We start from the raw sequence: 21,300 nt of genomic DNA on the forward strand, positions 1-21,300 counted from the left end.
CCCCATCCTGCCTTCCGGAAAACATGACCGGTACCTTTGCGTCGAGAAGACCTGCGCCGCGTTACTTCCTGGTGTAGAAGCACGCACTGCCCAATTGTTCGATATCGACCGACACGTGCTGTCCGGGCCTGATCCATTCGGCCGGAGTCGCACCGCCGGCCATCACGATCCAGCCAGCCTGCAAAGGTTCGCCCGCTCGAGCTGAAAGCCGAGCGGCGGCTACGAGCGAACGCAACGGATGGCCCAGCAACGCCGCGGTCGATCCAACCTGCACGGCACGTCCATCGATATTCAGCGTGAGGCCGAGATTCGAAACGTCGACGCGAGGATCGCACCAGGGACCGAGGACGAAGCCGCTCGACGACGCGTTGTCCGCTATCACTTCCGGCAACGTGAACTTGAAGTCCTTGTAGCGAGAGTCGATGATCTCGAGCGCAGGCGCGATGGCCTCGACAGCGGCCAACGCTTGCGGTCCCGTCACGTCGCCGTCGAGCGATCGCTTCAGAACAAACGCAATTTCGGGCTCGACGCGCGGATGCACGAATCGCGCGACATCGATCGCCGTGCCTTCCTCGATCTGCATGTCGGCCGTCAAACGTCCCCAGATCACGTCTGACAGACCCATTTGAAGCATCTTCGCGCGGCTGGTAAAGCCCATCTTGACACCCACGCGTCGATGGCCGCGTTCGACACGGCGTTGTATCGACGCTGCCTGAATCGCATAAGCCATATCGAGCGGGAGCTGGCTTTCCGGGTCGAATTGGGCCACTTCGGTCGCATGGACTGCTGCCTCGTCGAGCAGCCTGGCGTATTCCATGGTGGTGATCATTGGCGTGCCTCGCTTCAATCGTGGTCAAAAACCGCACGGACGGAGCCGAGCCCGTTGATGCGCGTCTCGAATACGTCGCCGGGGCTGACGGCAACCATCGGACCCAAGGCGCCGGACAAGACCAGGTCGCCGGCCTTGAGCGGCGTGCCGAGCGCATGCATCATTCGCGCGAGCCATACGACAGCGTTGAGCGGGTTGCCCAGACATGCGGCTCCCGCGCCCACCGATACGAGTTCCCCGCACCGCTCCATCGCCATGCCGCAAAGACGCAGGTCGATACCCGACAGCTGGCGCGGACGGGAGCCCAGCACGTACGCGCACGACGATGCGTTATCGGCGATCGTGTCGGCGATGCGAATATCCCAGTCGGCGATGCGGCTGCCGACAATTTCAAGTGCCGGCAGCGCGTACTCGATGGCACCGAGCACATCCACGTGGCCTGGATCGCTTACCACGATATCGCGACCGATGACGAATGCGATTTCGGCTTCGATTTTCGGCTGGGTAAGGATTTCAGCCGGAATGGGTTCGCCGTCGCCGTAGCCCATGTGATCAAACAACATGCCGAAGTCCGGCTGATCGACCCCGAGCTGCTTCTGCACCGCCACGGAGGTCAGGCCGATCTTGCAACCAACGAGGCGCCGACCATCCGCCAGATGCTGGTCCGTGTTGATCCGCTGAATCGCATACGCGTCGGCGATGCTCAGTTGCTCGTATGTCTCGCGCAACGGCGCGATGTATTTGCGTGTCTTTGCCGCGTCACGCAGCGCGGCCGCCGCCTCTTGAATTCGCATGGCTTTCATGGACCTCTCAGCTGTCAGTGCCTAATAGAAGATCTGCTTGAGCGCGGCACCCGGGTTCTCGGCGCGAAGCAGCGCTTCGCCGACGAGGAAATGCTCCACGCCTGCTGAACGAAGCCTTCGTGCATCGTCCGCATTCCGAATTCCAGACTCCGAAATGACCATCCTGTCGCCGGGGATGAGCCGGCGCATCGCGACGGTTGTTTCGATATTCGTTGCGAAAGTCGCAAGATCGCGGTTGTTCACGCCGATCAGCGGGGTCTTCAACGTGAGTGCCGCGTCGAGCTCATGAGCGCCGTGAATCTCTACGATCACTGCCATGCCCAGTTCGGACGCGAGGCATTCGAGTTCCCGCATAGCGCCGCCATCGAGGACCGCCGCTATGAGCAAGATGCAATCGGCCCCCATCGCACGCGCCTCCCAAACCTGATAGGCGTCCACGATGAAATCCTTGCGAAGCACCGGCACGCTTGACGCATCGCGCGCAGCGCGAAGATCCGATGCACTTCCGTGGAAGAACACCTGATCGGTGAGCACGGAGAGGCAGGCGGCGCCGGCTTCCTCGTACGATGCCGCGATAGCCGCAGGGTCGAAGTCCGGCCGCAAAATCCCCTCGGACGGGCTCGCCTTCTTCACCTCGGCGATGACGCCGGTCAAGCCTTGCCTGGCCTTGTTGCGAAGCGCGGCGATAAAATCCCTTGAGTCGACAGTCGCCGCGATCTCGCGAAGCTCGGCTTGCGGCATGCACTCGGCTGCCAGCCGGACTTCACGAGTCTTGCGATCGACAATCCGGTCGAGAATCGTATTCATCCTGTTGTCCAAATCATTGCCGGGACCGTTATGGCCCGGCGCTCAATCAGCCTGATCCCGACTCAAAACTTGTGACGCACCCCTACCACCACGGCCGTTTGCGCATTCGTGCTCGATTTTGAAGAGAGGAACAACACGGCGGGGGCGTTGGATCCGGAGGCACGGATGTAGTTGACGTACGCATAGACGTCCGTTCGCTTCGAAAGGAAATAGTCGACGCTCACTTGTCCCTGGTTCCAGTGCGGATTCGAGACGACGCCACCGTAGCTGCCGTGCGTGTACAGGTAGGCAGCCGAGGCGAACAAGGCTGGCGTCAGCTTGTACACGCCGACGACGCTAAGGTTGTCCAGATGCAGGCTCGTGCTATCGAGATAGTTGTAGCGCACGTCGGAAACGATGGCGCCGAGGCTGAGTTTTTCGGACTCGTACTCGGCCCCCCCGGCAATCACGCGCTGTTTCCGTACGCCCACCGACGAACTGAGCGGGCTGGTATGGAACAGCTGGAACGGAGCACCTGCGTAGTCGTCGCTCACCGCGCCATTTGGATTGCCCGTGCCCGGATGGTCGATTTCGACGAAGACCAGCGCATATCGTTGCGTATGCTGGTCGAAATTGACGCCTGCGCTGAACGCACGGTTCTGCTGGAAGCTGCCGGCCTTGTTGCTGAACGCGTACAGGGATTCGAATCCGAAGCCGCCCCAGACCGGGCTCGTATACTTGACGGCGTTGCTGTAGCGGAAGTTGCCTTCGATATTGTCGTTGCTGCCGACACTGACGCCAAGGCCTGGACCCATGGCCTGTGGTTCGATACGATCCAGGTAATCCCACAGCACGTCGTACTGTCGACCGAAAGTAATTTTCCCGTACGTCGGACTCGACAGCCCGACAAACGCCTGCCGCCCGAACATCCGGCCGCCTTGCCCCAGTTTGCCGCTGTTGCTATCGAAGCCGTTCTCCAGGACTCCGATAGCGGACAGACCGCCGCCCAGATCTTCGGTCAATCTGAATCCCAGGCGATTGTTCTGATTGGCTCCGCTAATCATTGTCCAGTTGCTGTGCCCGCCCTGATTGCTGACATAACCGAGCCCGTTCGAGATGATTCCGTATAGGGTCACCGAGCTTTGCGCCGATGCCGAGGTTGACGCAACCGCCATAACCGCCAGTAGTCCTGACTTTAGTTTCATGATGGAACCCGTGTGGTTGATGCGCCGCCACGCGGCGCGATTTTCCTTCTAAAACCAGGCTCGACCAGCGGATCCTGCTGCGCCCGCGATTACGCGCCCCGCTGTCTACGGAACCTCAGATCGGCTTGCCTTCGCTCGACGCCCACTTCGTCATCAGCTCGTTGCTCGGCAATGTCTCGTCTATCAATTTCTTCGCGGTACGGATGCCGGCAACCGGCAGTCCCGTGGGATCCAGAACACCGATCTGGACGAGCACCGAAGCCTGGTCCCAGTAAATGTGCTCGTTGTACAGCTTGTCGCCACGGAAGCAGATGACTGCCAGCATCGGAATCTCGATGTACTTGCCGGTCGGCGCGAGTCCGGGCAGCATCCAGTCGATCTCGCGGTCGTGGGTGGCACAGAAAATGAATTCATCGACGATACGGTCCGCGCCGATGGTGCGCGAGATCGGAATGAAATGCGTGTCCTTCGGATTGGCGTGAACGAAGTGATACTTGTAGAACCGTTTGAGATCGTCGTAGCCAACGCCTCCCGTCATGGTCGGCACATGGTTGACGTATGGCGCGGGAACCATGGTCGGCAAGATCGAATCGACGTCGCGCGAATCGAATTCGTGATAGCAGTGCAGCTCCCACAGCGCGTTCAGGTCATAGACGGGTCCGAGCACTTTACGCAACAGCGCGATGGTACGCGAATAAGCCATCATCGCCGCCGGCTTGTCGAAATGCTCGCGTTTCGGGGTCGCGAAAGCGTGATCGCACCCGGGATACACGTATTGCTCGACCGCAGGCAGCGCGGAAAGCGCCGACTGGATCGGCTCGCGTGTTGCCTCGGGGCACAGCGCGTCTTCACCGGCGAAATGAAAAACCATCGGGCATCGAATCGACGGCACCTCTTCCAGATATGCATCGAGCCCCACACCGTAGTAACTCACGGCGCAGTCGATGTCCGTGCGAGCGGCCGCCAGCATCGCGAGTTTGCCGCCCAGGCAATAGCCGACGGCGCCGACCTTTCCGGCGTGCTGCTCGAGCGAGCGGAGGGTCTTGATCGTCGATGCGATGTCGGTGATTGCCCTGTCGACATCGAACTCGTCGTTATATCGCAGCGCCGTGGCGAAGTCCTCGCCGGTGTAGCCGAGGTCGACACCATGCTTCATGCGCCAGAACAGATCGGGCACCAGCACGACATACCCTTCCTCGGCAAACCGATCGGCCGTTTCCTTCATGTAGTCGTTGATGCCGAAGATTTCCTGCAACAGGACCAAGCCGGGGCCGGAACCTTGTCGGGGCCGCGCGAGGTACGCGGAAAAGGCTTCGCCATTGCCGGCGTCAATGTCAATGTATTCACCGTTCATCATCTCTTCGTCCTTTGCTCAATGCAATGTCGTTGCGATTCTCGGAGTCGCTCAAGGCGTCAAAAGGCGCGCGTGCAGCGCCTGGCGATCCGCGGCGAGTCCCTGCGCGATTTCTTGTGCCATCGCGCCCATGTAGACCTCGTCCGCTCCGCCTTCCAATGCGGCCAGCACGGCGTCGACTGCTTCTCGGACCGCAATCTTCGGAGGGGGAACGTTCCGGCTCATTTCCGTGTCGATCGGTCCGGGCAGCACGGAGATGACCCGAACGCGATGCGGCGCGAGTTCGGCGCGTGCGCCTTCCGTCATTCGAAGCGCCGCAGCCTTCGATGCACTCAACGACGCCATGGACGGCAGCGCGACGCGCGCGAGTATCGAAAGAACGTTGATGATGGCGCCGCCATTCGATTTGAGTGCCGGTGAAAATGCACGCATCATGTTCAACGTCCCGAAGTAGTTCACTTCCATTTCGGCACGCGCCGCTTGCGGGTCATGCGCTTCCAGTACCGGTTGCATCCGGTTCAGCCCCGCGTTGTTGATCAGGAGCGTGATGTCCTTGGCACGCGACGCCGCCCTCGCCACCTGCTCGACGTTCGTGATGTCTATTTCAACCGGCACGACGCGCGGACCAACGTCCGAAAGACATTCCTTTTTCCGGACGCCCGCATAGACCTTGCGCGCGCCCCGCTCCAGCAACGCTTCAAGCAAGCCCGCACCTAGCCCACGGTCGGCACCCGTCACACATGCCACGCAGCCTTCAATTTGCATGACGACCTCCCGAACCGGGCTCGGGCGCCAGATTGAAAAAGCGTTGCGCATTCACGCCGAGGATTTTCTCCTTCGCCGCGTCGCTCAATTGCGGATGATTCGCAACCAGATCGCCCACGACCTTCTCTCCGAGCGGGAACGGATAGTCCGAGCCGAGCAACACGCGGTCTTCGCCCATCGTCTCCACGAGCAACTGCAACGCACCATCGCTGAAAACGGCGCTATCGACATGGAAACGATCGACATACGAAGCGGGTGGATTCGGACAATTCTCGCGTACGATGTCTCGTTGCTCCCACGCGTTCTGCACGCGCCCCAACAGGAACGCAAAGCTGCCGCCGCCATGGGCGAAGCAAAGTTTGAGCGTCCTGGGAATGCGCTCGAACGCGCCCGAGAGAATCAGCGACACGATGCTCAACTGTGTTTCGGCCGGCATGGCGACCAGCCAGGGCAACATCCACTTTTTCATGCGGCCATCCGTCATCATGTCCCACGGATGCACCAGAACCGGTATGTCGTCATGTGCGCAATGCGTAAGAAACGTCACCAGTTGATCGTCGTCGAGATCGCGCGGGCCCAGGTGATTGCCGATCTGCACGCCACGATGACCGGCACGGCGCGCACGCGAAGCTTCCCGACAGGCCAGTTCGACGTCCTGCAGCGGCACTTGAGCCAGCGGCATCAGGCGCTGCGGTGCGTGCGAGCAAAATTCCAGCGCGCGATCGTTCATTCGCGTGGCCCATTCATGCGCCGCGACCGCGTCGTACCGGTAGCCGAACATCACGGGCGTCGCGCACATCAGCTGGATGTCCACGCCGCATCGATCCATTTCGGCAATGCGCGTGGCAGGGTCCCACAACGCACGATAGACGGGCCGGAAATCACGCTCTCCGGTCATGATCGTCCCGGTGGCGCCGTCCGGATCGACCCGGAGCCACGGCGCATGCTCGGGATCGAGCGTCCTTGCTTCTTCCCGCGTAATACGCGGAAAAAAGTGGGAATGCATATCGATTCGCACTGTCATGTTGGTTCGCTTTGGACAGGTTCGGTTAATCGGTTCGGCCCTGCTTGCCCGGATGGACGACGCCGCAGCGTGGGCAGCGGCGCTTCTCTTCCGATTCGTAAAAGGCATCGAAGAGCGGCGGCAGATCGTTGACGATGCTCTTGAGCTGCAGTTCGACGCGATGAACGCGCTCTCCGCATGCATCGCAATACCACTCGAATCCGTCCACGGTGCCTTCCGGACGTTGGCGCTCTATCACGAGGCACGCGCTACCCGACTCCGGCCGCTGCGGCGAGTGACGTACGTGCGGCGGCAACAAGAACACATCGCCTTCCTTCAGTTCAACGCGCTCGCGCTTGCCGTCGATCCAGAGATTCAGGTATGCGTTGCCGCGCAGTTGATAGAAAAACTCTTCGAGCGGATCGTCGTGGTAATCGGTTCGACGATTCGGCCCGCCCACCACCGTGACGATGAAATCGCTGTCTTGCCATACCTGCTGGTTGCCAACCGGCGGCTTCAACAGATGCGCGTGTTCGTCGATCCAACGTTGAAAGTTGAATGGCTTTCCATAACTCAGCATGCTCGTCTCACTCAAAGTGATCGGTATGTCGATCCTGCGGTTCGCATTTCAGCGTGCGGGTACGTATGCAACTGCCTTCATCTCGATGAGCAGGTGCGGATGAGGTAACTGATGAACGGCGACAGTCGTTCGTGCGGGCCCCGACTCGTCGAAATACTCCGCGTACACTTCGTTGTAGCCACCAAAATCGCTCATGTTCACGAGGAACGCCGAGATTTCGACGAGATTCGACAGGTCCGCGCCCTCGCTTTTCAGTATGTCGCGCATGTTTTCGATGACGGCGCGCGTCTGTCGGCGAATATCGAGCGCGGCAGTGCCGAATTCGTCGGCTGACGCGCCATCTATCGTGTTGTCCGGGCGTCGTGAACTGGTGCCGGAGACGAACAGAAAATCGCCGGCTCGCGTGATATGCGGGAAGCGCCCACGCGGCGTGGCCTTGCCCGGCACGACACGCGCTGAAGTCGTCGGATTCATGCAATCCTCACGCAAACGTTCGTCAATTCGGAATAGAAGTCGAGCGAATGGCGGCCCCCCTCGCGTCCCAGTCCTGACAGTTTGGTGCCACCGAAGGGTGTGCGCAGATCGCGCACGAACCACGCATTGACCCACACGATGCCCGTCTCGATCTGCTTCGCGACGCGATGGCCGCGCGCAAGCTGCGTCGTCCAGATGCTTGCGGCAAGACCATAAGCACTGTCGTTGACGCGCTTCACGACCTCCGCTTCGTCGTCGAACGGCGCGATGTGGCACACCGGTCCGAAAATCTCTTCCCGTACGCATCGGGCGGAATCCGGCAAGCCCGTCCAGATCGTCGGCATCACAAACGCGCCGTCGTCCCGTGCATCGCCGAAGCTCGGGGCGCCACCACCGGTCACGACCGTCGCGCCTTCTTCGACGGCAAGACGAAAATACGAGAGCACCTTGTCGCGATGGCCGCGCGAAATGAGCGGTCCCATCGTCGTGGCGGGATCTTCCGGCGCGCCAACGCGCAATGCTTGCGCCTGTTCCTTGAGCGCCGCGACGAAGCGCTCGAAGATCGGCCGCTCCACATACACCCGCTCACTGCACAGGCAGACCTGGCCGGCGTTCGTGAAACTGGATCGAAGGACGCCGGCAACCGCGGCATCGAAGTCCGCGTCCGCGAACACGACGGCCGCGTTCTTGCCGCCCAGCTCGAACGAAACCTCTTTCACGCCGTCCGCAACGGCCTTCATGATCGTGCTGCCGGTGCGCGACTCGCCCGTGAACGTGATTGCACTGATATCCGGATGACGCGTCAGGAATTCGCCGGCCGCGTTCTGGCCGTGCCCATGAATCAGATTGAAGACGCCGGGTGGCAAGCCGACGTCGTGCATGACTTCGGCGAGCAACGTTGCGGAGCTGGGTGTCTCCTCGGAGGGCTTGGCGACCACACAGTTGCCCATTGCCAGCGCCGGCGCCACCTTCCACGTGAACAACAGCAGAGGCAGGTTCCACGGCGATATGATGCCGATCACGCCGAGCGGCTTGCGCGTCACGTAGTTGATCAGCTCGCTGCCGTCCGCCGCATGCGTTTCGAAGTACTCACCGCTCGCGGTGCGGACAAGGTCGGCAAAGGTCCGGAAATTGGCAATGCCACGTGCGATGTCGAGGGTGCGGGCCTGCGCGACAGGCCGACCGGTATCGGCGACTTCCGCCGCCACGAATTCGTCGAAGCGGGCCTCGATGCCGTCCGCGATCTTATGCAGCCATGCCGCCCGTTGCGCGGGCGTCGTGTCGCGCCAGCCGGCCTTCTGCGCCGCGTGAGCCGCCTGTACGGCGCTATCCACGAGCGCCGCATCTGCTTCGCAAACGTCGGCAAGCTTGCGACCGTCGACCGGACTGAGGTTTGGAAAGGTTGTGCCGCTCGCCACAAACTCACCGTTGATGTAATGGCGCAACAACTGCCGGTCGCGCGAGGTCGAATTCAATTGAGTTGTCACACCCTTCTCCTGCTTGATTAATTTTGCCGTTCCGTGCACATGTCCGAGCGCGCTTGGATCCTGACGCCTTCCCGCCGGCGCCACCGGCATCGTTCAACGAACCGATTTCCACCTGGGTCACGCGACGGGCAGCGCAAGAACACCGTTCTGTTCGTCGACTGCAAGGCGGACGCAGTCGCCAGTCCGCACTGCGCATTCGAGTCGCGCGATGACGGTCGGGCCAGCATCCGTCGTCACGCTTGCAAGAAGCACGTCGCCGCCGTCTTGCGCGCCGACGCGCCGGCGCACGGTCGTCAATTCGCCGACACGGCCGTGTTCGACCACTCGCTCGCGCCACTCGGCGCCGCCGCATTCGAAACAGAAATAGCGCGCAGGAAACACCGTCGAACCGCACTGCGTGCACTGGAATACCTCGAGTTTCATTGCACACCCCGCTCAACCGCTTCCAGCACGACGGCATTCGCACACATGCCGTAGCGATACTCGACCATTCCATAGCCACTCACGACCGCGAGCCGAGCATTCGGCACCTGCCGCTCCCCCGCACGTCCGCGCAACTGGGTCAACGCCTCCACGAGCCCATGCATGCCGCCCGCGGCTCCCGCCTGCCCGGCGGACAGTTGACCACCGGATGTATTCACCGGCAGGGTGCGCGATTCGACGCGCGCGATCATTGCGCGCAAGTCGCCGTCGGGCGCGAAGCCGAGATCGTCCAGTTGCGCAATCGCCATCACGGGATAGTCGTCGTAGACCGAAACCATGTCGATGTCGTCGGGCGCGACACCTGCCTGTCGCCACAATTCGCCGGCAATCGCGGACAATGAAGTCCGAGTGCCATCCCCCGTCTGGTGATCGCTGTTGTAGCGGCATTGCAAGGAGCGCACACGGACGTTCCTGGCCTGACGCACGAGATCGGCGCGCGCGATGATCACGGCATTGGCGCCGCTCACAACCGGGACGCAATCGAATCGTCCCAACGGATCGGCGATGATCGGTGCTTCGAGATAGTCTTCGATCGTCAGCGGCGTTCGATAGACTGCGTTCGGGTTCAGCGCCGCCCACGCCCGTTGCGCCACGCACAGCGCCCCATAGTCGCGGCGGGTCAGGTCGTGACGCTTCGCGTGACGTTGCGTGAGCATCGCGAACAGTCCGTTCGGTCCACCGAGGTCGAGCGGCCGTAACCAGGTGCGCGTCGTCAGGTTGTAGTGATCGACCAGTTGCTTGAAGTCAGCCGGCTCGAATCGATCGCCGGACACCAGCGCAATCACGTTCGCGTCGCCGTGCTGAATCGCGCGTATCGCGTGCTGCAGCATGTTGATGGCGCTTGCTCCACCGTGACAATCGTCCATGCTCCAGCGCGGGCTCAGCCCGAGCCGCCACGCGAGGTCGATGGCATGGTCCGGAGCCAGCGTAAAAGACGCGACGCCGAGTCCGTCGACGTCCTTCGCCGAGAACCCCGACTCGTCGAGGGCAGCGGCGAACGCCCGGGCAAGCAGGTCGCCAGTGGAATCCGACGGAGCGTGTCGCCTATACGGTACTTCCACCCCGGCTGTCAGCAGGACTTCGTCGCATTTCTCGAGTGTCATATTCGATCTCCTTGAGCGCGACGATCAACGCTCGCGACGGGCAACCGTCTCGTGGGTGAACAACAGCGAGATCACGGTGATCATCCCGAGGGCCGCCATCAGCAATGCCACCGGCCAGGCTGCGTGGTAGTGCGCAAGCAGCGCCGTCGCCAGCATCGGTGACAAGCCGCCTGCGAAGACCGACGAGACCTCGTGACCGAGCGCCATACCCGAGTAACGCACTTCCGTGCTGAACAGCTCGCCCATCAACGCGGGTTGCGTGCCGAGCATCGCGCCGTGACACACGGCATTACCGAGCAGGAAGGCCAGCCAGATGAGCGCCGCGACCTTCGTATCGAGGAGCCAGAAAAACGGAAACGCGATGATCACGACGCCGACAGCGCCGATCATGTACACGGGCTTGCGGCCCAACCGGTCGGACAGGCGGCCCCACAACATCAGCGTGACCAGTTCCACGGCCATCGAGACGATCACGCCAGCGAGCATGATCTGGTTCGGTACGCCGATGAATTTCCCATAAACGAGCGCAAACGCAATGACGATGTATGAAGCGCCGTTTTCCGCCACGCGCAGCCCCATTGCCATCAGCACTTCCTTCGGATGCTTGCGGATCACGTCGAGTACCGGCATCCGGGCTCTTCTTCCCTCGGCCTCGGCCTTCGCGAATTCGGCGCTTTCAGGCAACTTCGAACGGATATAGACGCCCACTCCGAAAATCGCGATCGACAGCAGGAACGGAATCCGCCAGCCCCACGACATGAACGCGTCCTTCGGCAACATCTGCACGAGGAAGAAAACACTAGCCGACAGCACGAAACCGCCGCCGACGCCGATCTGGCTCATGGACGCGTAAAATCCGCGCCGTTCAGGCGGCGCAGACTCGCTGATCATCAGCACTGCGCCACCCCATTCCCCGCCAGCAGCGACGCCTTGCAATATGCGCAGGACCATCAGCAGCACCGGTGCCCACAGCCCGACCTGCGGGTAAGTCGGCAGGAAGCCGATCAGGAACGTCGCACCGCCCATGATCGACAGGGTCCACACGAGCGCACTCTTTCGACCATAGCGGTCGCCGATATGCCCAAACAGCGCGCCACCCAACGGACGAGCGGCGAACCCGACGGAGAAGCCCGCGAATGCGACAAGCGTGCCCACGAGCGGATCGGTTCCTTTCGGAAAGAACAGCTCGCCAAAAACGAGCGCTGCGGCAGTGCTATACAGGAAAAAGTCATACCACTCGAGCGCGTTCCCCGCGACGGACGCGAACACGATTCGCCGCAGGGACCTTTCGTCGACAGAGACCGCTGCGGGCTCGGGCGCCACTTGAGGGGGCGTGCTCGCGGCAGAAAACGTTCTCATGCTGGCCATGGGAGGCTCCATGTGTACATTCGAGATGTACTGATTGCTGCTGTCTCAGTTGCCAAGCGTCGACGAATCGCCCTGTCGCGAACTTGTCCGCCGCGCCTTCCGGAAAATAGTGACCGTCGCGTCATCGACGCTTGAGCTGGTATCCAGACATTTCCAGATCCCACGTCGTGGCAGTCACGCCGGTCTCCCGTAACTTGAACTTCTGGATCTTTCCGTTTTCCGTCTTCGGCAGTTCTTGCTGGAAGTCCAGATAGCGCGGCACGGCGAAGTATGGCAATCGCGGTTCGCAGTAGCGGATCAGATCGAGTGGCTCCAACGCCTCGCCGTCTCGCAGGCCGATGACTGCCATCACCTCGTCTTCAGCGAGCGTCGACTTCACGGCAAACACCGCTGCCGTCTCGACCGAAGGATGGCTCAACAGCACTTGCTCGACCTCATATGACGAGATGTTCTCGCCGCGGCGGCGGATCGCATCCTTCTGACGATCGACGAAACGGAAATAGCCGTCGGCCTCGCGTATGACGCGGTCACCCGTGTGAAACCACAGATTGCGCCAGGCCTTCACCGTTTCGGCCGCCATGCCCAGATAGCCGTTCGCAAAGGAAAACGGCTCGTTGGCGCGCAGGATCAGTTCGCCCGGCTGGCCGTCAGGTACCGGCCGATCGTGCTCGTCGACGACACGCGCTTCGAAGCCTCGAGCCAGCCGGCCCATATATCCCGGGCGTCGAGCGCTCGCGACGCCGCCGATCACTGCATTGGTTTCCGTCGAGCCGTACCCGTCGATCAGGGCAATGCCGCAGCGAGCCGTGAATTCTTCCTGGAAATGTCCCGGCACGCCCGGCGCGAGCGCGACGCGTACCCGATGTCCACGCTCGCTCGCAGTTGCCGGCCTGCCCAGCAGAATGGGCACCATCGCACCGAGAACGAACGTAACGGTTGCTTGCGTGGCCACCAACGCGTCGAAGAAGCCGCTCGCGGAGAAACGCCGGCCCACGACGAGTTGAGCATCGTGCAACATGGCCTGGAAAAAGCTGTTGAGTGCGTTTGTATGAAACAGCGGCAAGCACGTGTACAGAACGTCGCCTGCGACAACGCCGAGATCATGCGCCGTGTTGTATCCCCACCAGTAGAACTGGGCATGCGGGCAGATCACCCCTTTGGACAACCCCGACGTACCGGAGGTATAGAGCACGGCAAAAGCATCGCCGTCTTGGACGTTCGCGGCCGGAACCGACTCTGCTGCCGGGGGGAGCGGTGTCGTGCTGTAACGGGGCGCAAGCGAATTCGCCACCGGTTCGTCGATCAGCCAGATGTGCTCGAGGGGAAGATCTCGCGCGTCGAGCGCGTGCACGACGTCTACAAGATGCGCTTCGGCGACCAGCAAGCGCGCGCCCGAGTTACGCAGGATATGCTCGAGTTGCGGACCGCGCGAGGCGGTGTTGATCGGCACGACCACCGCGCCGAGCCAGCCGCAGCCGAGGACGACTTCCATGAATTCGGCACGGTTTCCGCAGAGCAATGCGACGCGATCACCGCGCTTGATGCCATGCGCGGCCAGTGTACCGGCTCGGCGCGCCGCGATCTCGATGGCATCGGCGCCGCTCCATACCGTGGTTCCGTCCGAAAATAGCGGTCCCTCGGCGTTTCGGGCAACGCGCGCTGCCAGCAAGGCCGGCAGCGTGCGCGACGAAACAACCGCTGGTTCGTCTGCACGCTGTTCGACGATCGTATCTGTCAGTTCCATGAACACTGGCCTCTCCTATGTGTGAGGCCAGTCTAGGTTCCGCTAAGATATCGGTCAAATCGATCAATTTTAGGGTGTACATAGACGTGATCAATTTCCATAGCATCGATCTCAACCTGCTGCGCGTGTTCCAGGTGATTCTCGAAGAGCGCAGCCTCACGCGTGCAGCGCAGCGGCTGCACTTGTCACAGCCCACGATCAGTTATTCGCTGGGACGTCTGCGCTCGCTGTTCGACGATCCTCTTTTCGTTCGCACGCCGGATGGAATGTTGCCCACGGCGACCGCGGAAAGATTGGCTGTCCCGCTCAGCAACGCCATCGCGTCGATCCGCGAAGCCTTGCGGCAAAGCGAAGAGTTCGACCCTGCGACGAGTACGCGCGAGTTTCGCCTGGCAATGTCCGACATTGGGGAACACGTTTTCTTGCCGCGCATTTGCGAGAAATTGCAACGCGTTGCACCGGAGGTGCGGCTAGCGGCCGAGCAAGTGCCGCTGCGCGAGGTCGAGGAGAAACTGCGACTTGGGCAGATCGATCTCGCTATCGGCAACCTTCCGTCGCTCATGCCGGTCACAAACCACGCGCTGTTGTTTCGCGACGAGTTCGTGTGCATGACGCGAAAACGCGCCGGGCTACCGGCCCGGAAGTTGTCACGACAGAAGTTTCTGGAATTTCTGCATGTGAGCGTCACAACCAGCGACAGCAGCCATCTTGCGATCGACGATATTTTGCGCACGCAGGGTTTGCACCGGCGTATTGCATTACGCGTACCCCATTTCACGGTTGTTCCACAGATTCTGCAGCGCACGGACTGGATGGTGACGCTCCATAAAGGCGCGGCGCTCATGTTCAATGAAACGGGCCAGTTCTCGATCTATCCGATACCTGCGGAAATTCCCGACATTGAATCCACCGTTCATTGGCATCGCAACTTCGACAATGACGAAGGAATCTGTTGGCTCCGCGAGCTCGTCATCGAGACGCTGCATCGCGGTTGACTCCGCATCGAAATTGTTCGTCGCTTCAGCCGGGTCGACCACCCGCGTCATTGCCGCGATAGCCAGCTGGGCCAGGCGCTGATCGAGTCATTTCGTCCCGGGATATCACCCCGATTCCTCCCACACATTGCTGTTCCGAACCCGGCTACCGCCGTACGGACAACGGACGTGAACGTTGTTGCCGGCGCCTCGTCGGATATATGGCGTTACACAAGACACGCCGGCTTCCGCTCAAGCACATTCGCCCGGGTGGCGGAAATCGCGCTACTCTCGTTCACGCATCCAGTTTGTCCTGAATTCATCGATGTTCTGCCTCGCGGCCTCCGGCGCGCACCGCCAAGGCCGCAGACCGACCCACCGCGTATCGACACGAGGAGGCACACCCGGCATGACCACCCCATTCAGGCTGGGCGACCACGTCCGCTGGAATTCCGAGGCCGGCTACGTGACCGGCACGATCATCGCGATCCATACCGCCGACTTCGACTACAAGGGGCATCGCCATCGCGCGTCGCCCGACGATCCGCAGTACGAGATCAAGAGCGACCGGACCGACCACATCGCCGCGCATCGCGGCCGCGTGCTCGAACGCATCGCCGGCAAGGACGACGCATGACGCTCCCGTTCTACACGATCGGCCATTCGAACCGCACGCTCGACGCATTCGTCGACCTGCTCGATGCGGTCGAGATCACGCTGCTCGCGGACATCCGCAAGATGACGCGTTCGCGCACCAATCCGCAATTCAACGAAGCGACGCTGCCGGACGCGCTCGCCGCCGCCGACATCGCGTACGAACACATCGCCGAGCTCGGCGGCCTGCGCGGCAAGTCGCGCGGCGTACCCGACGACGTCAACGGTTTCTGGACCAACCGCAGCTTTCACCGCTACGCGGACTATGCGCTGTGGCCGGCGTTTCATGCGGGCCTCGACCGGCTGGTCGCGCACGGGCACGAGCAGCGCTGCGCGATCATGTGTTCGGAAGCCGTGTGGTGGCGCTGCCACCGGCGCATCGTGTCCGACTACCTGATCGCGCGCGGCGAAACGGTGCTGCACATCATGGGCCGCAACCGCGTGGAGCCCGCGCGGCTCACGGCCGGCGCCGTGATCCGGGACGACGGCACGATCGTGTATCCGGATGCCGAACGCAACGACTCGGCGTCGCACCCATGATCGTGCCGCGCCGGCGCGTTAGCGTTCGCGCAACGCCTCGGCTGCGCGGTTCAGCGGCTTGACCAGGTAGTCGAACACGGTGCGGCGCCCGGTGCGGATCTCCGCGGTGGCGACCATGCCCGGCAGGATCGGATGCCGCTTGCCGTCGCGGGTTTCCAGATACGCGTGCTGCGTGAGCACGTAGACACGGTAGTAATACACGCGCCGGTCGACCTGGTCTTCGATCGTGTCGGGCGAAATCCGCTCGACCTTCGCCGGCAGCGACCCGTAGATCGACGACTCGAACGCCGTGATCTTCACGGTCGCCTCCTGCCCCGGATGAATGAATGCGATGTCGCGCGGGCTGAGGCGCGCCTCGATCAACAACTGGTCGTCGAGCGGCACGATCTCCATCAGCATGCCGCCCGGCGGAATCACCCCGCCGACCGTCGACACCCGGATGTCCTTCACGATGCCGCGCGCCGGCGCGCGAATCACGGTTCGCCGCAATTGATCGGCACGCCCTTCGCGAACCTTGAGCAGCGGTTCGAGATCGGCCATCGTCTTCGAATAGTCGGCTTTCAGCGCGACGTAGTATTCGCTCTGCGCCGCTGCGAGCTTCGTCGAGAATTCGGCGGCCTTCTGGCGCAACCGGAGCACCTCGACCTCGTTGGTCGCGCCGGTTTTCAACAGCGGCAACGCAATCCGGAGCTCGTCCTCGGCGAGCCGCAACTGTTCGCGCAGGTTGGCGACGTTCTCGCGAAACGCGCGCCGGTTTGCGACGAACAGCTGACGCTCACGCCCGGTCACGGCCTTCTCGTTCGCCAGTTCCGCCGGGAATTCGATGCCGGGCAGGTCGTTCATCTCCGCATACAGCCGCGCGGCACGCCCCTGCAATGCGGTGATCCGTTCCAGCGTTTCCTCCATCGACGAGCGCGCGAGCACCGGATCGAGCGTCGCGAGCCGCTGGCCCGCGTCGACGACATCGCCTTCGCGCACCGCCAGTTCCAGCAGGATGCCGCCTTCGAGACTCTGGATGACCTGCCCTTTCGATGCCGGCGTGACCTTGGCTTCGCCGACCGCGACTTCGTCGAGGTTCGCGAACGCGGACCACACGAGGAAGATCGCCAGCGCAGCAACGATCAGCCACAGCATCCGCCGGGCGGGTGCCGCTTCGCGTGCGCGATGCGCCGACCACGGAAAATCGCTCATCGTGCCTCTCCCGCCATCTGCGCCGGCAACGGGCTCGACTCGCCAGCCGGCGCGCGCGAAGCCGCCGCCGGCTCCGGCGTGCCGGCGCCGCGCAACGCTGCCAGCACCTCGTCTTTCGGACCGTCACGCACCACGCGCCCGCCATCGAGCACGATGATGCGATCGACGATCGACAGCACCGGATAACGATGCGTCGCGACGATCAACGTGCGATGGCCGAGCCACTGCCGCAGGCGCTCGACGATCGCGCGCTCGGTCGCCTCGTCGAGCGACGCGGTCGGCTCGTCGAGCAGCAACACGTTCGGCGCGCGCAGAATCACGCGGGCCAGCATCAGCGCCTGCTTCTGGCCGCCGGACAGGCCGAGGCCGCTTTCGCGCAGTTTCAGGTCGAGGCCGTGCGGCTGCCGCAACAGCAACTGGTCCGCGCAGGCGACCTTCATCGCCGCGAGCATCGCATCGTCGGTAGCGAGCGGATTCGCGATCAGCAGGTTCTCTCGCAGCGTGCCGTAGAAGAGACTCGATTCCTGCAGCAGCATCCCGACGTCGCGACGGACGTCAGCGACGTCGATCAGCGGCAGTGGCGTGTCGTTGAACAGGATGCGCCCCTGCACCGGCGTCGCGAGTCCGCCGAGCAGCCGCAGCAGCGTCGATTTGCCCGCACCGACCCGGCCGAGAATCGCGATCCGCTCGCCCGGCTCGATCGACAGATTCGGAATACCGAGCACCGGCTTTGCCTGCGGATCGAAGCTGTATCCGACCTGCTCGAAGCGATATCGGCCGACGAGCGCCGGCTTGTGATACGCATCGACCGCCGGATCATGATCGACCGGCAGCGCGAGCAGGTTGTCGAGCCCCTTCTTGCCCGCGCGTACGTTCTGGATGCGCGACAGCACGGCGGGAATCTGGCCCAGCGGGGCGATCGTGCGGCTCGTCAGGATGGAACAGGCCAGCACGGCGCCGAACGACAGGCTCGCGTCCAGGATGCCGTACACGCCGGCGACCAGTACGCCGGCGTACGCAAGCTGCTGCACCGTCTGCGCGAGATTGACCAGCAGACCGGCCAGCCGGCGTTGTTGCAAGCCGATATCGGCATTCACGCGATTCGTCCGCGCCCACAGCTGCCGGAATCGCGGCTCCGCCTGCAACGCCTTGATGTCCTCCGCGCGATAGATGGCCTCCATCAGGATCGCGTTGCGCAGCGCCGATTCCTCGAGCCCCTGGTTCGACAGCTTCGCCAGCGGGATTTGCGCGAGCACGCCCGGCAGGATCAGCAGCGGGATCGCCGCGAGCGGCACGAACGCGAGCGGCCCGCCGAGCAGCCAGATGATGAACAGGAACGTGATGACGAACGGGATGTCGATCAGCACGCCCATCGTGCTCGACGTCAGCAGTTCGCGCAGCTGTTCGAGGTCGCGAAGCTGGGCGACCAGCGTGCCCGGCGAGCGCGGCCGCGCGTCGTTGCGGATATCGAGCACGCGCGCGAAGAACATCGCGGACAGCTTGAGATCCGCCTGCTTGCCGAAATGATCGGCGATCGATACGCGCGCGGTACGCAGCAGCAGTTCCAGCGCGAGCGCGAGCACGACGCCTGAAGCCAGCACCCACAGCGTGTGCGTCGCCCGCGCCGGGACCACACGATCCCACACCTGCATCGCGAACAGCGACGTCGCGATCGCGAGCAGATTGCCGAACAGCGAGCCGGCGCCGAGATCGAGCAATACCTTCCATTGCGCCGAGAACAGATCGTGCAACCAGGTGTCGGGTTTGGCGGACAGGTAGCCGTCGACGCGTTCGTCACGCCGCGCGACCCGCTCGTGGACGATCAACATGCGGGCCGGCCACGCCGGCGCCGGCGCGTCCAGATCGATCGCGCGTTCGACCGGCTTGCCGTCGAAGACGAACTGGACGACCGCACGCCCCGCCGCGACCGATACGATCACGCCGACATGCGCATCGTCGAACACGGCGAGCGCCGGCAGCATCGCCGGCGTGAGCCGTGCCGGCGGCAACGCGACGAACTGCGCGGCCAGGCCCGCGGACGCGGCGACTTCGATGACGGCGGCGTCCGGCTCCGCGACGCTCGCCCACGACGCCGCGCCACGGACCTGCTCGGGCGAAACGGCGAGACCGAGATGCCGTGCCGCGAAAATCAGCGGGTCGGTCCAGCGCGCGATATCGGCGCCGGCATCGCGCCCGGCGCGAAACGCATCATTCATGACGACTCCCCTCGTGTTCGCGCAGCAATTCGACGAATTTGCCGACTGCCACGTATGCCTTGATGCGCGCGATCGCGCCGTCGGCCAGTGCGTTGATCGCCTCGACTTCCGATTCGAAGATGTCGCGCTCCGGATTCACGACGTCGGTCAACGTACGCTTGTTCAGGATGTATTCCTGCCAGTACAGGTCGCGCGACGCGCGCGACAGCGCGGTCACTTTCTCGTAGCTGTTCAGGCGCGCGGCCGCGCCGGACGCTTCGATTTCCGCCGACTTGAGCGCGCTGCGCGTGACGAGCCGCCGGTTCTCGAGGCTTTCGCGGTTCGCGCGCAGTTCGGCTTCGGCGGCCGCGATCTGGTGTTTCGCCAGGCCGCCGAGCGAGTAGTTGCCGCTCACCGCAAAACCGATCCATGTGTCGTTGGTGGCGTTCGGGCGGCCGCTCGATATCGAACGGCTCGCGCCGATGCCGATCGACGGAAAGCGCTCCGCCTGCGCGACCCGCACGCGCGCATCGGCCGCATCGACGGCCGCCGCCGCGGCAAGCACCGACGGCGTGCGTTCGATGTCGCCGCCGGCGTGGCCGAGATCGCCGACGAAATCGACCGTGCCGCCGAGGGGCGCCACGCGCCGCGGGCGGGCGCCGATCAGTTCGGTGAGCTTCGCGGCGGCGACGTCGAAGCGCGTGTTGGCCTTCAGCACTTCCGCCTGTGCATGCAGGATCGCCAGTTCGACCAGATTGCGGTCCGACGAAACCGACAGTCCGGCCCGCACGCGATCGAGAATCTTCGTGCGCGTGTCGCTCAGCGCGGCGACCTGGCGCCGCGCGGCGGCGACGACGTCCTGGCTCGCGGCCAGTTCGATGAACGTCGACGCCGTCTGATACGCAACCGTCTCGATCGTGTCGGCCAACTGGTACTGCTTCTGGCTGCGCGTCGAGTCCGCCGCGGAAATCCGGCCCGACGTACGGCCGAAGTCGTACAGCAACTGCGACACGCCGATCGAGGCGCGCGTGCCGGTGCGGTTGCCGTTGCTGCCGAAACTGCCGCCATAGCCGGGGCGCACGCCATAGTCGATCTTCGGGTACCAGGCCGCTTTCGCGACCTCGACCTCCGACAGGCTTTGCGCCACTTCCGCATGCGCGCGACCGATGTCCGGATGGCGCGCGATCGCGACGCCGACCGCGTCGCGCAGCGTCAGGCGATCGAGCGCGATGCGCAGCGTTTCGCCCGATGCGCCGGCGGAATCCTCTGCAACCTCGGGATCCGCTGCGTGCGCGGCGGCGGGCGTGTCGAATGCGTCCGGCAGATCCGGCGTGATCGTCGTCACCCCGTCGTGCGGCAACGGCACCGGTGATGGCAGGTCGCCCGGCGCCATCGCGCGGGACAGGTTCGCGAGGACGATGCGCCGTGCCGGGTCCGCAGGCGGCAATGGCGGCGCCAGGCGCCGGCGCGGGGCGGCAGCGGCGGCGGCGGGCATGCCGGCCGGCAACGGCACGAACGACGGCGCCATCGCGGTGTGCATCGCCGGAGCGGCACCCCGGGGAGACCCCGGCGGCAACGAACGCGCGGGAGATGCCGCGGCAGCCTGGGCCGCAGGAGCCGGCACGCGGACCGCGGTCTCGAACGAATCGGTCAGTCGGCCGCTCGGCAGCGGCGACGACGATGACGCGAACGCCACCGAGGCGGTATCGAACAGCGCGATCGCGAACAACACATGGCCTGGATGAAAAACGGCACGCGCCGC

General features: G+C 63.4%; 21 protein-coding genes. 4 read left to right on the forward strand and 17 right to left on the reverse strand.

Annotated features, from left to right (window positions below):
* Positions 1-61: 61 nt before the first annotated feature.
* The 14 genes from DFS13_RS27180 to DFS13_RS27245 form a co-directional block, all read right to left on the reverse strand.
* Positions 62-829, reverse strand: coding sequence for a 2-keto-4-pentenoate hydratase (locus DFS13_RS27180; protein ID WP_006498891.1), 768 nt, complete (start codon positions 827-829; stop codon positions 62-64).
* Between the two features lie 14 nt (positions 830-843).
* On the reverse strand, positions 844-1,623 hold the full coding sequence (mhpD, locus tag DFS13_RS27185; protein ID WP_006498890.1) for a 2-keto-4-pentenoate hydratase: 780 nt from the start codon (positions 1,621-1,623) through the stop codon (positions 844-846).
* A 30-nt stretch (positions 1,624-1,653) separates the two neighbouring features.
* Positions 1,654-2,439 carry an indole-3-glycerol phosphate synthase TrpC gene (gene trpC / locus DFS13_RS27190; protein WP_006490265.1) on the reverse strand — a complete coding sequence of 262 codons (786 nt, stop codon included), beginning with the start codon at positions 2,437-2,439 and terminating at the stop codon, positions 1,654-1,656.
* A gap of 62 nt (positions 2,440-2,501) precedes the next feature.
* Positions 2,502-3,593 carry a porin gene (locus tag DFS13_RS27195; protein WP_060210897.1) on the reverse strand — a complete coding sequence of 364 codons (1,092 nt, stop codon included), beginning with the start codon at positions 3,591-3,593 and terminating at the stop codon, positions 2,502-2,504.
* A 145-nt stretch (positions 3,594-3,738) separates the two neighbouring features.
* Positions 3,739-4,977, reverse strand: a complete 1,239-nt coding sequence (locus DFS13_RS27200; protein ID WP_006490332.1) for a dienelactone hydrolase family protein — start codon at positions 4,975-4,977, stop codon at positions 3,739-3,741.
* A 51-nt stretch (positions 4,978-5,028) separates the two neighbouring features.
* Positions 5,029-5,742 carry an SDR family NAD(P)-dependent oxidoreductase gene (locus DFS13_RS27205; protein ID WP_111442324.1) on the reverse strand — a complete coding sequence of 238 codons (714 nt, stop codon included), beginning with the start codon at positions 5,740-5,742 and terminating at the stop codon, positions 5,029-5,031.
* Positions 5,732-6,766 (reverse strand): amidohydrolase family protein, encoded by a 1,035-nt coding sequence (locus tag DFS13_RS27210; protein WP_006490340.1) that lies wholly within the window; start codon positions 6,764-6,766, stop codon positions 5,732-5,734. The genes DFS13_RS27205 and DFS13_RS27210 overlap by 11 nt, the downstream gene beginning before the upstream one ends.
* A gap of 25 nt (positions 6,767-6,791) precedes the next feature.
* Positions 6,792-7,325, reverse strand: a complete 534-nt coding sequence (locus tag DFS13_RS27215) for a 3-hydroxyanthranilate 3,4-dioxygenase (protein ID WP_048989370.1) — start codon at positions 7,323-7,325, stop codon at positions 6,792-6,794.
* A 48-nt stretch (positions 7,326-7,373) separates the two neighbouring features.
* Positions 7,374-7,799: a RidA family protein gene (locus tag DFS13_RS27220; RefSeq protein WP_006490306.1), complete on the reverse strand. Its 426-nt coding sequence runs from the start codon at positions 7,797-7,799 to the stop codon at positions 7,374-7,376.
* Positions 7,796-9,286: a 2-hydroxymuconic semialdehyde dehydrogenase gene (locus DFS13_RS27225; protein ID WP_006490292.1), complete on the reverse strand. Its 1,491-nt coding sequence runs from the start codon at positions 9,284-9,286 to the stop codon at positions 7,796-7,798. Before DFS13_RS27225 ends, DFS13_RS27220 begins: the two co-directional genes overlap by 4 nt.
* Before the next feature lie 117 nt (positions 9,287-9,403).
* A complete protein-coding gene (locus tag DFS13_RS27230; RefSeq protein ID WP_048989368.1) occupies positions 9,404-9,709 on the reverse strand; it encodes a zinc ribbon domain-containing protein in 306 nt (101 codons plus the stop codon).
* A complete protein-coding gene (locus DFS13_RS27235) occupies positions 9,706-10,872 on the reverse strand; it encodes a thiolase family protein (protein WP_048989366.1) in 1,167 nt (388 codons plus the stop codon). Before DFS13_RS27235 ends, DFS13_RS27230 begins: the two co-directional genes overlap by 4 nt.
* Positions 10,873-10,896: 24 nt before the next feature.
* Positions 10,897-12,252: an MFS transporter gene (locus tag DFS13_RS27240; RefSeq protein WP_080353751.1), complete on the reverse strand. Its 1,356-nt coding sequence runs from the start codon at positions 12,250-12,252 to the stop codon at positions 10,897-10,899.
* 109 nt (positions 12,253-12,361) lie between these two features.
* The gene (locus DFS13_RS27245; protein ID WP_006490266.1) at positions 12,362-13,984 is read right to left on the reverse strand and encodes an ATP-dependent acyl-CoA ligase; all 1,623 of its coding nucleotides are present in this window, start codon (positions 13,982-13,984) and stop codon (positions 12,362-12,364) included.
* A gap of 86 nt (positions 13,985-14,070) precedes the next feature.
* On the opposite strand from DFS13_RS27245, the gene DFS13_RS27250 reads away from it, so the two are divergent.
* The 3 genes from DFS13_RS27250 (at position 14,071) to DFS13_RS27260 (ending at position 16,152) form a co-directional block, all read left to right on the forward strand.
* On the forward strand, positions 14,071-14,979 hold the full coding sequence (locus DFS13_RS27250; RefSeq protein ID WP_006490331.1) for a LysR family transcriptional regulator: 909 nt from the start codon (positions 14,071-14,073) through the stop codon (positions 14,977-14,979).
* Positions 14,980-15,367: 388 nt separating this feature from the next.
* The gene (locus DFS13_RS27255; RefSeq protein ID WP_006490334.1) at positions 15,368-15,595 is read left to right on the forward strand and encodes a DUF2945 domain-containing protein; all 228 of its coding nucleotides are present in this window, start codon (positions 15,368-15,370) and stop codon (positions 15,593-15,595) included.
* Positions 15,592-16,152 carry a DUF488 family protein gene (locus DFS13_RS27260; RefSeq protein ID WP_060210899.1) on the forward strand — a complete coding sequence of 187 codons (561 nt, stop codon included), beginning with the start codon at positions 15,592-15,594 and terminating at the stop codon, positions 16,150-16,152. Before DFS13_RS27255 ends, DFS13_RS27260 begins: the two co-directional genes overlap by 4 nt.
* An 18-nt stretch (positions 16,153-16,170) precedes the next feature.
* Here DFS13_RS27260 and DFS13_RS27265 read toward each other — a convergent pair whose 3' ends face one another.
* From DFS13_RS27265 to DFS13_RS27275, 3 genes are read right to left on the reverse strand one after another with little or no spacing between them, the layout of a single operon-like run.
* Positions 16,171-17,343: an HlyD family efflux transporter periplasmic adaptor subunit gene (locus DFS13_RS27265; RefSeq protein ID WP_058903380.1), complete on the reverse strand. Its 1,173-nt coding sequence runs from the start codon at positions 17,341-17,343 to the stop codon at positions 16,171-16,173.
* On the reverse strand, positions 17,340-19,559 hold the full coding sequence (locus tag DFS13_RS27270; RefSeq protein ID WP_006490348.1) for a type I secretion system permease/ATPase: 2,220 nt from the start codon (positions 19,557-19,559) through the stop codon (positions 17,340-17,342). Before DFS13_RS27270 ends, DFS13_RS27265 begins: the two co-directional genes overlap by 4 nt.
* Positions 19,552-20,985 (reverse strand): TolC family protein, encoded by a 1,434-nt coding sequence (locus DFS13_RS27275; protein ID WP_230205442.1) that lies wholly within the window; start codon positions 20,983-20,985, stop codon positions 19,552-19,554. The genes DFS13_RS27270 and DFS13_RS27275 overlap by 8 nt, the downstream gene beginning before the upstream one ends.
* Between DFS13_RS27275 and DFS13_RS40920 the strand changes: the two genes are divergently transcribed.
* Entirely contained in the window at positions 20,870-21,283 is a 414-nt protein-coding gene (locus DFS13_RS40920) for a hypothetical protein (RefSeq protein WP_230205444.1), read from the forward strand. The genes DFS13_RS27275 and DFS13_RS40920 overlap by 116 nt on opposite strands.
* The last annotated feature ends 17 nt before the right edge of the window (positions 21,284-21,300 follow it).

It is taken from the genome of Burkholderia sp. 28_3 (assembly GCF_003253915.1).
Taxonomy (GTDB): Bacteria; Pseudomonadota; Gammaproteobacteria; order Burkholderiales; family Burkholderiaceae; genus Burkholderia; species Burkholderia cenocepacia.

What these genes read in the sequence shown, in the direction of transcription:
- DFS13_RS27180 (WP_006498891.1), bottom strand. Translation starts at nt 829, where the DNA reads ATGATCACCACCATGGAATACGCCAGGCTGCTCGACGAGGCAGCAGTC.
- mhpD (WP_006498890.1), bottom strand. Translation starts at nt 1,623, where the DNA reads ATGCGAATTCAAGAGGCGGCGGCCGCGCTGCGTGACGCGGCAAAGACA.
- trpC (WP_006490265.1), bottom strand. Translation starts at nt 2,439, where the DNA reads ATGAATACGATTCTCGACCGGATTGTCGATCGCAAGACTCGTGAAGTC.
- DFS13_RS27195 (WP_060210897.1), bottom strand. Translation starts at nt 3,593, where the DNA reads ATGGCGGTTGCGTCAACCTCGGCATCGGCGCAAAGCTCGGTGACCCTA.
- DFS13_RS27200 (WP_006490332.1), bottom strand. Translation starts at nt 4,977, where the DNA reads ATGAACGGTGAATACATTGACATTGACGCCGGCAATGGCGAAGCCTTT.
- DFS13_RS27205 (WP_111442324.1), bottom strand. Translation starts at nt 5,742, where the DNA reads ATGCAAATTGAAGGCTGCGTGGCATGTGTGACGGGTGCCGACCGTGGG.
- DFS13_RS27210 (WP_006490340.1), bottom strand. Translation starts at nt 6,766, where the DNA reads ATGACAGTGCGAATCGATATGCATTCCCACTTTTTTCCGCGTATTACG.
- DFS13_RS27215 (WP_048989370.1), bottom strand. Translation starts at nt 7,325, where the DNA reads ATGCTGAGTTATGGAAAGCCATTCAACTTTCAACGTTGGATCGACGAA.
- DFS13_RS27220 (WP_006490306.1), bottom strand. Translation starts at nt 7,799, where the DNA reads ATGAATCCGACGACTTCAGCGCGTGTCGTGCCGGGCAAGGCCACGCCG.
- DFS13_RS27230 (WP_048989368.1), bottom strand. Translation starts at nt 9,709, where the DNA reads ATGAAACTCGAGGTATTCCAGTGCACGCAGTGCGGTTCGACGGTGTTT.
- DFS13_RS27235 (WP_048989366.1), bottom strand. Translation starts at nt 10,872, where the DNA reads ATGACACTCGAGAAATGCGACGAAGTCCTGCTGACAGCCGGGGTGGAA.
- DFS13_RS27240 (WP_080353751.1), bottom strand. Translation starts at nt 12,252, where the DNA reads ATGGAGCCTCCCATGGCCAGCATGAGAACGTTTTCTGCCGCGAGCACG.
- DFS13_RS27245 (WP_006490266.1), bottom strand. Translation starts at nt 13,984, where the DNA reads ATGGAACTGACAGATACGATCGTCGAACAGCGTGCAGACGAACCAGCG.
- DFS13_RS27255 (WP_006490334.1), top strand. Translation starts at nt 15,368, where the DNA reads ATGACCACCCCATTCAGGCTGGGCGACCACGTCCGCTGGAATTCCGAG.
- DFS13_RS27260 (WP_060210899.1), top strand. Translation starts at nt 15,592, where the DNA reads ATGACGCTCCCGTTCTACACGATCGGCCATTCGAACCGCACGCTCGAC.
- DFS13_RS27265 (WP_058903380.1), bottom strand. Translation starts at nt 17,343, where the DNA reads ATGAGCGATTTTCCGTGGTCGGCGCATCGCGCACGCGAAGCGGCACCC.
- DFS13_RS27270 (WP_006490348.1), bottom strand. Translation starts at nt 19,559, where the DNA reads ATGAATGATGCGTTTCGCGCCGGGCGCGATGCCGGCGCCGATATCGCG.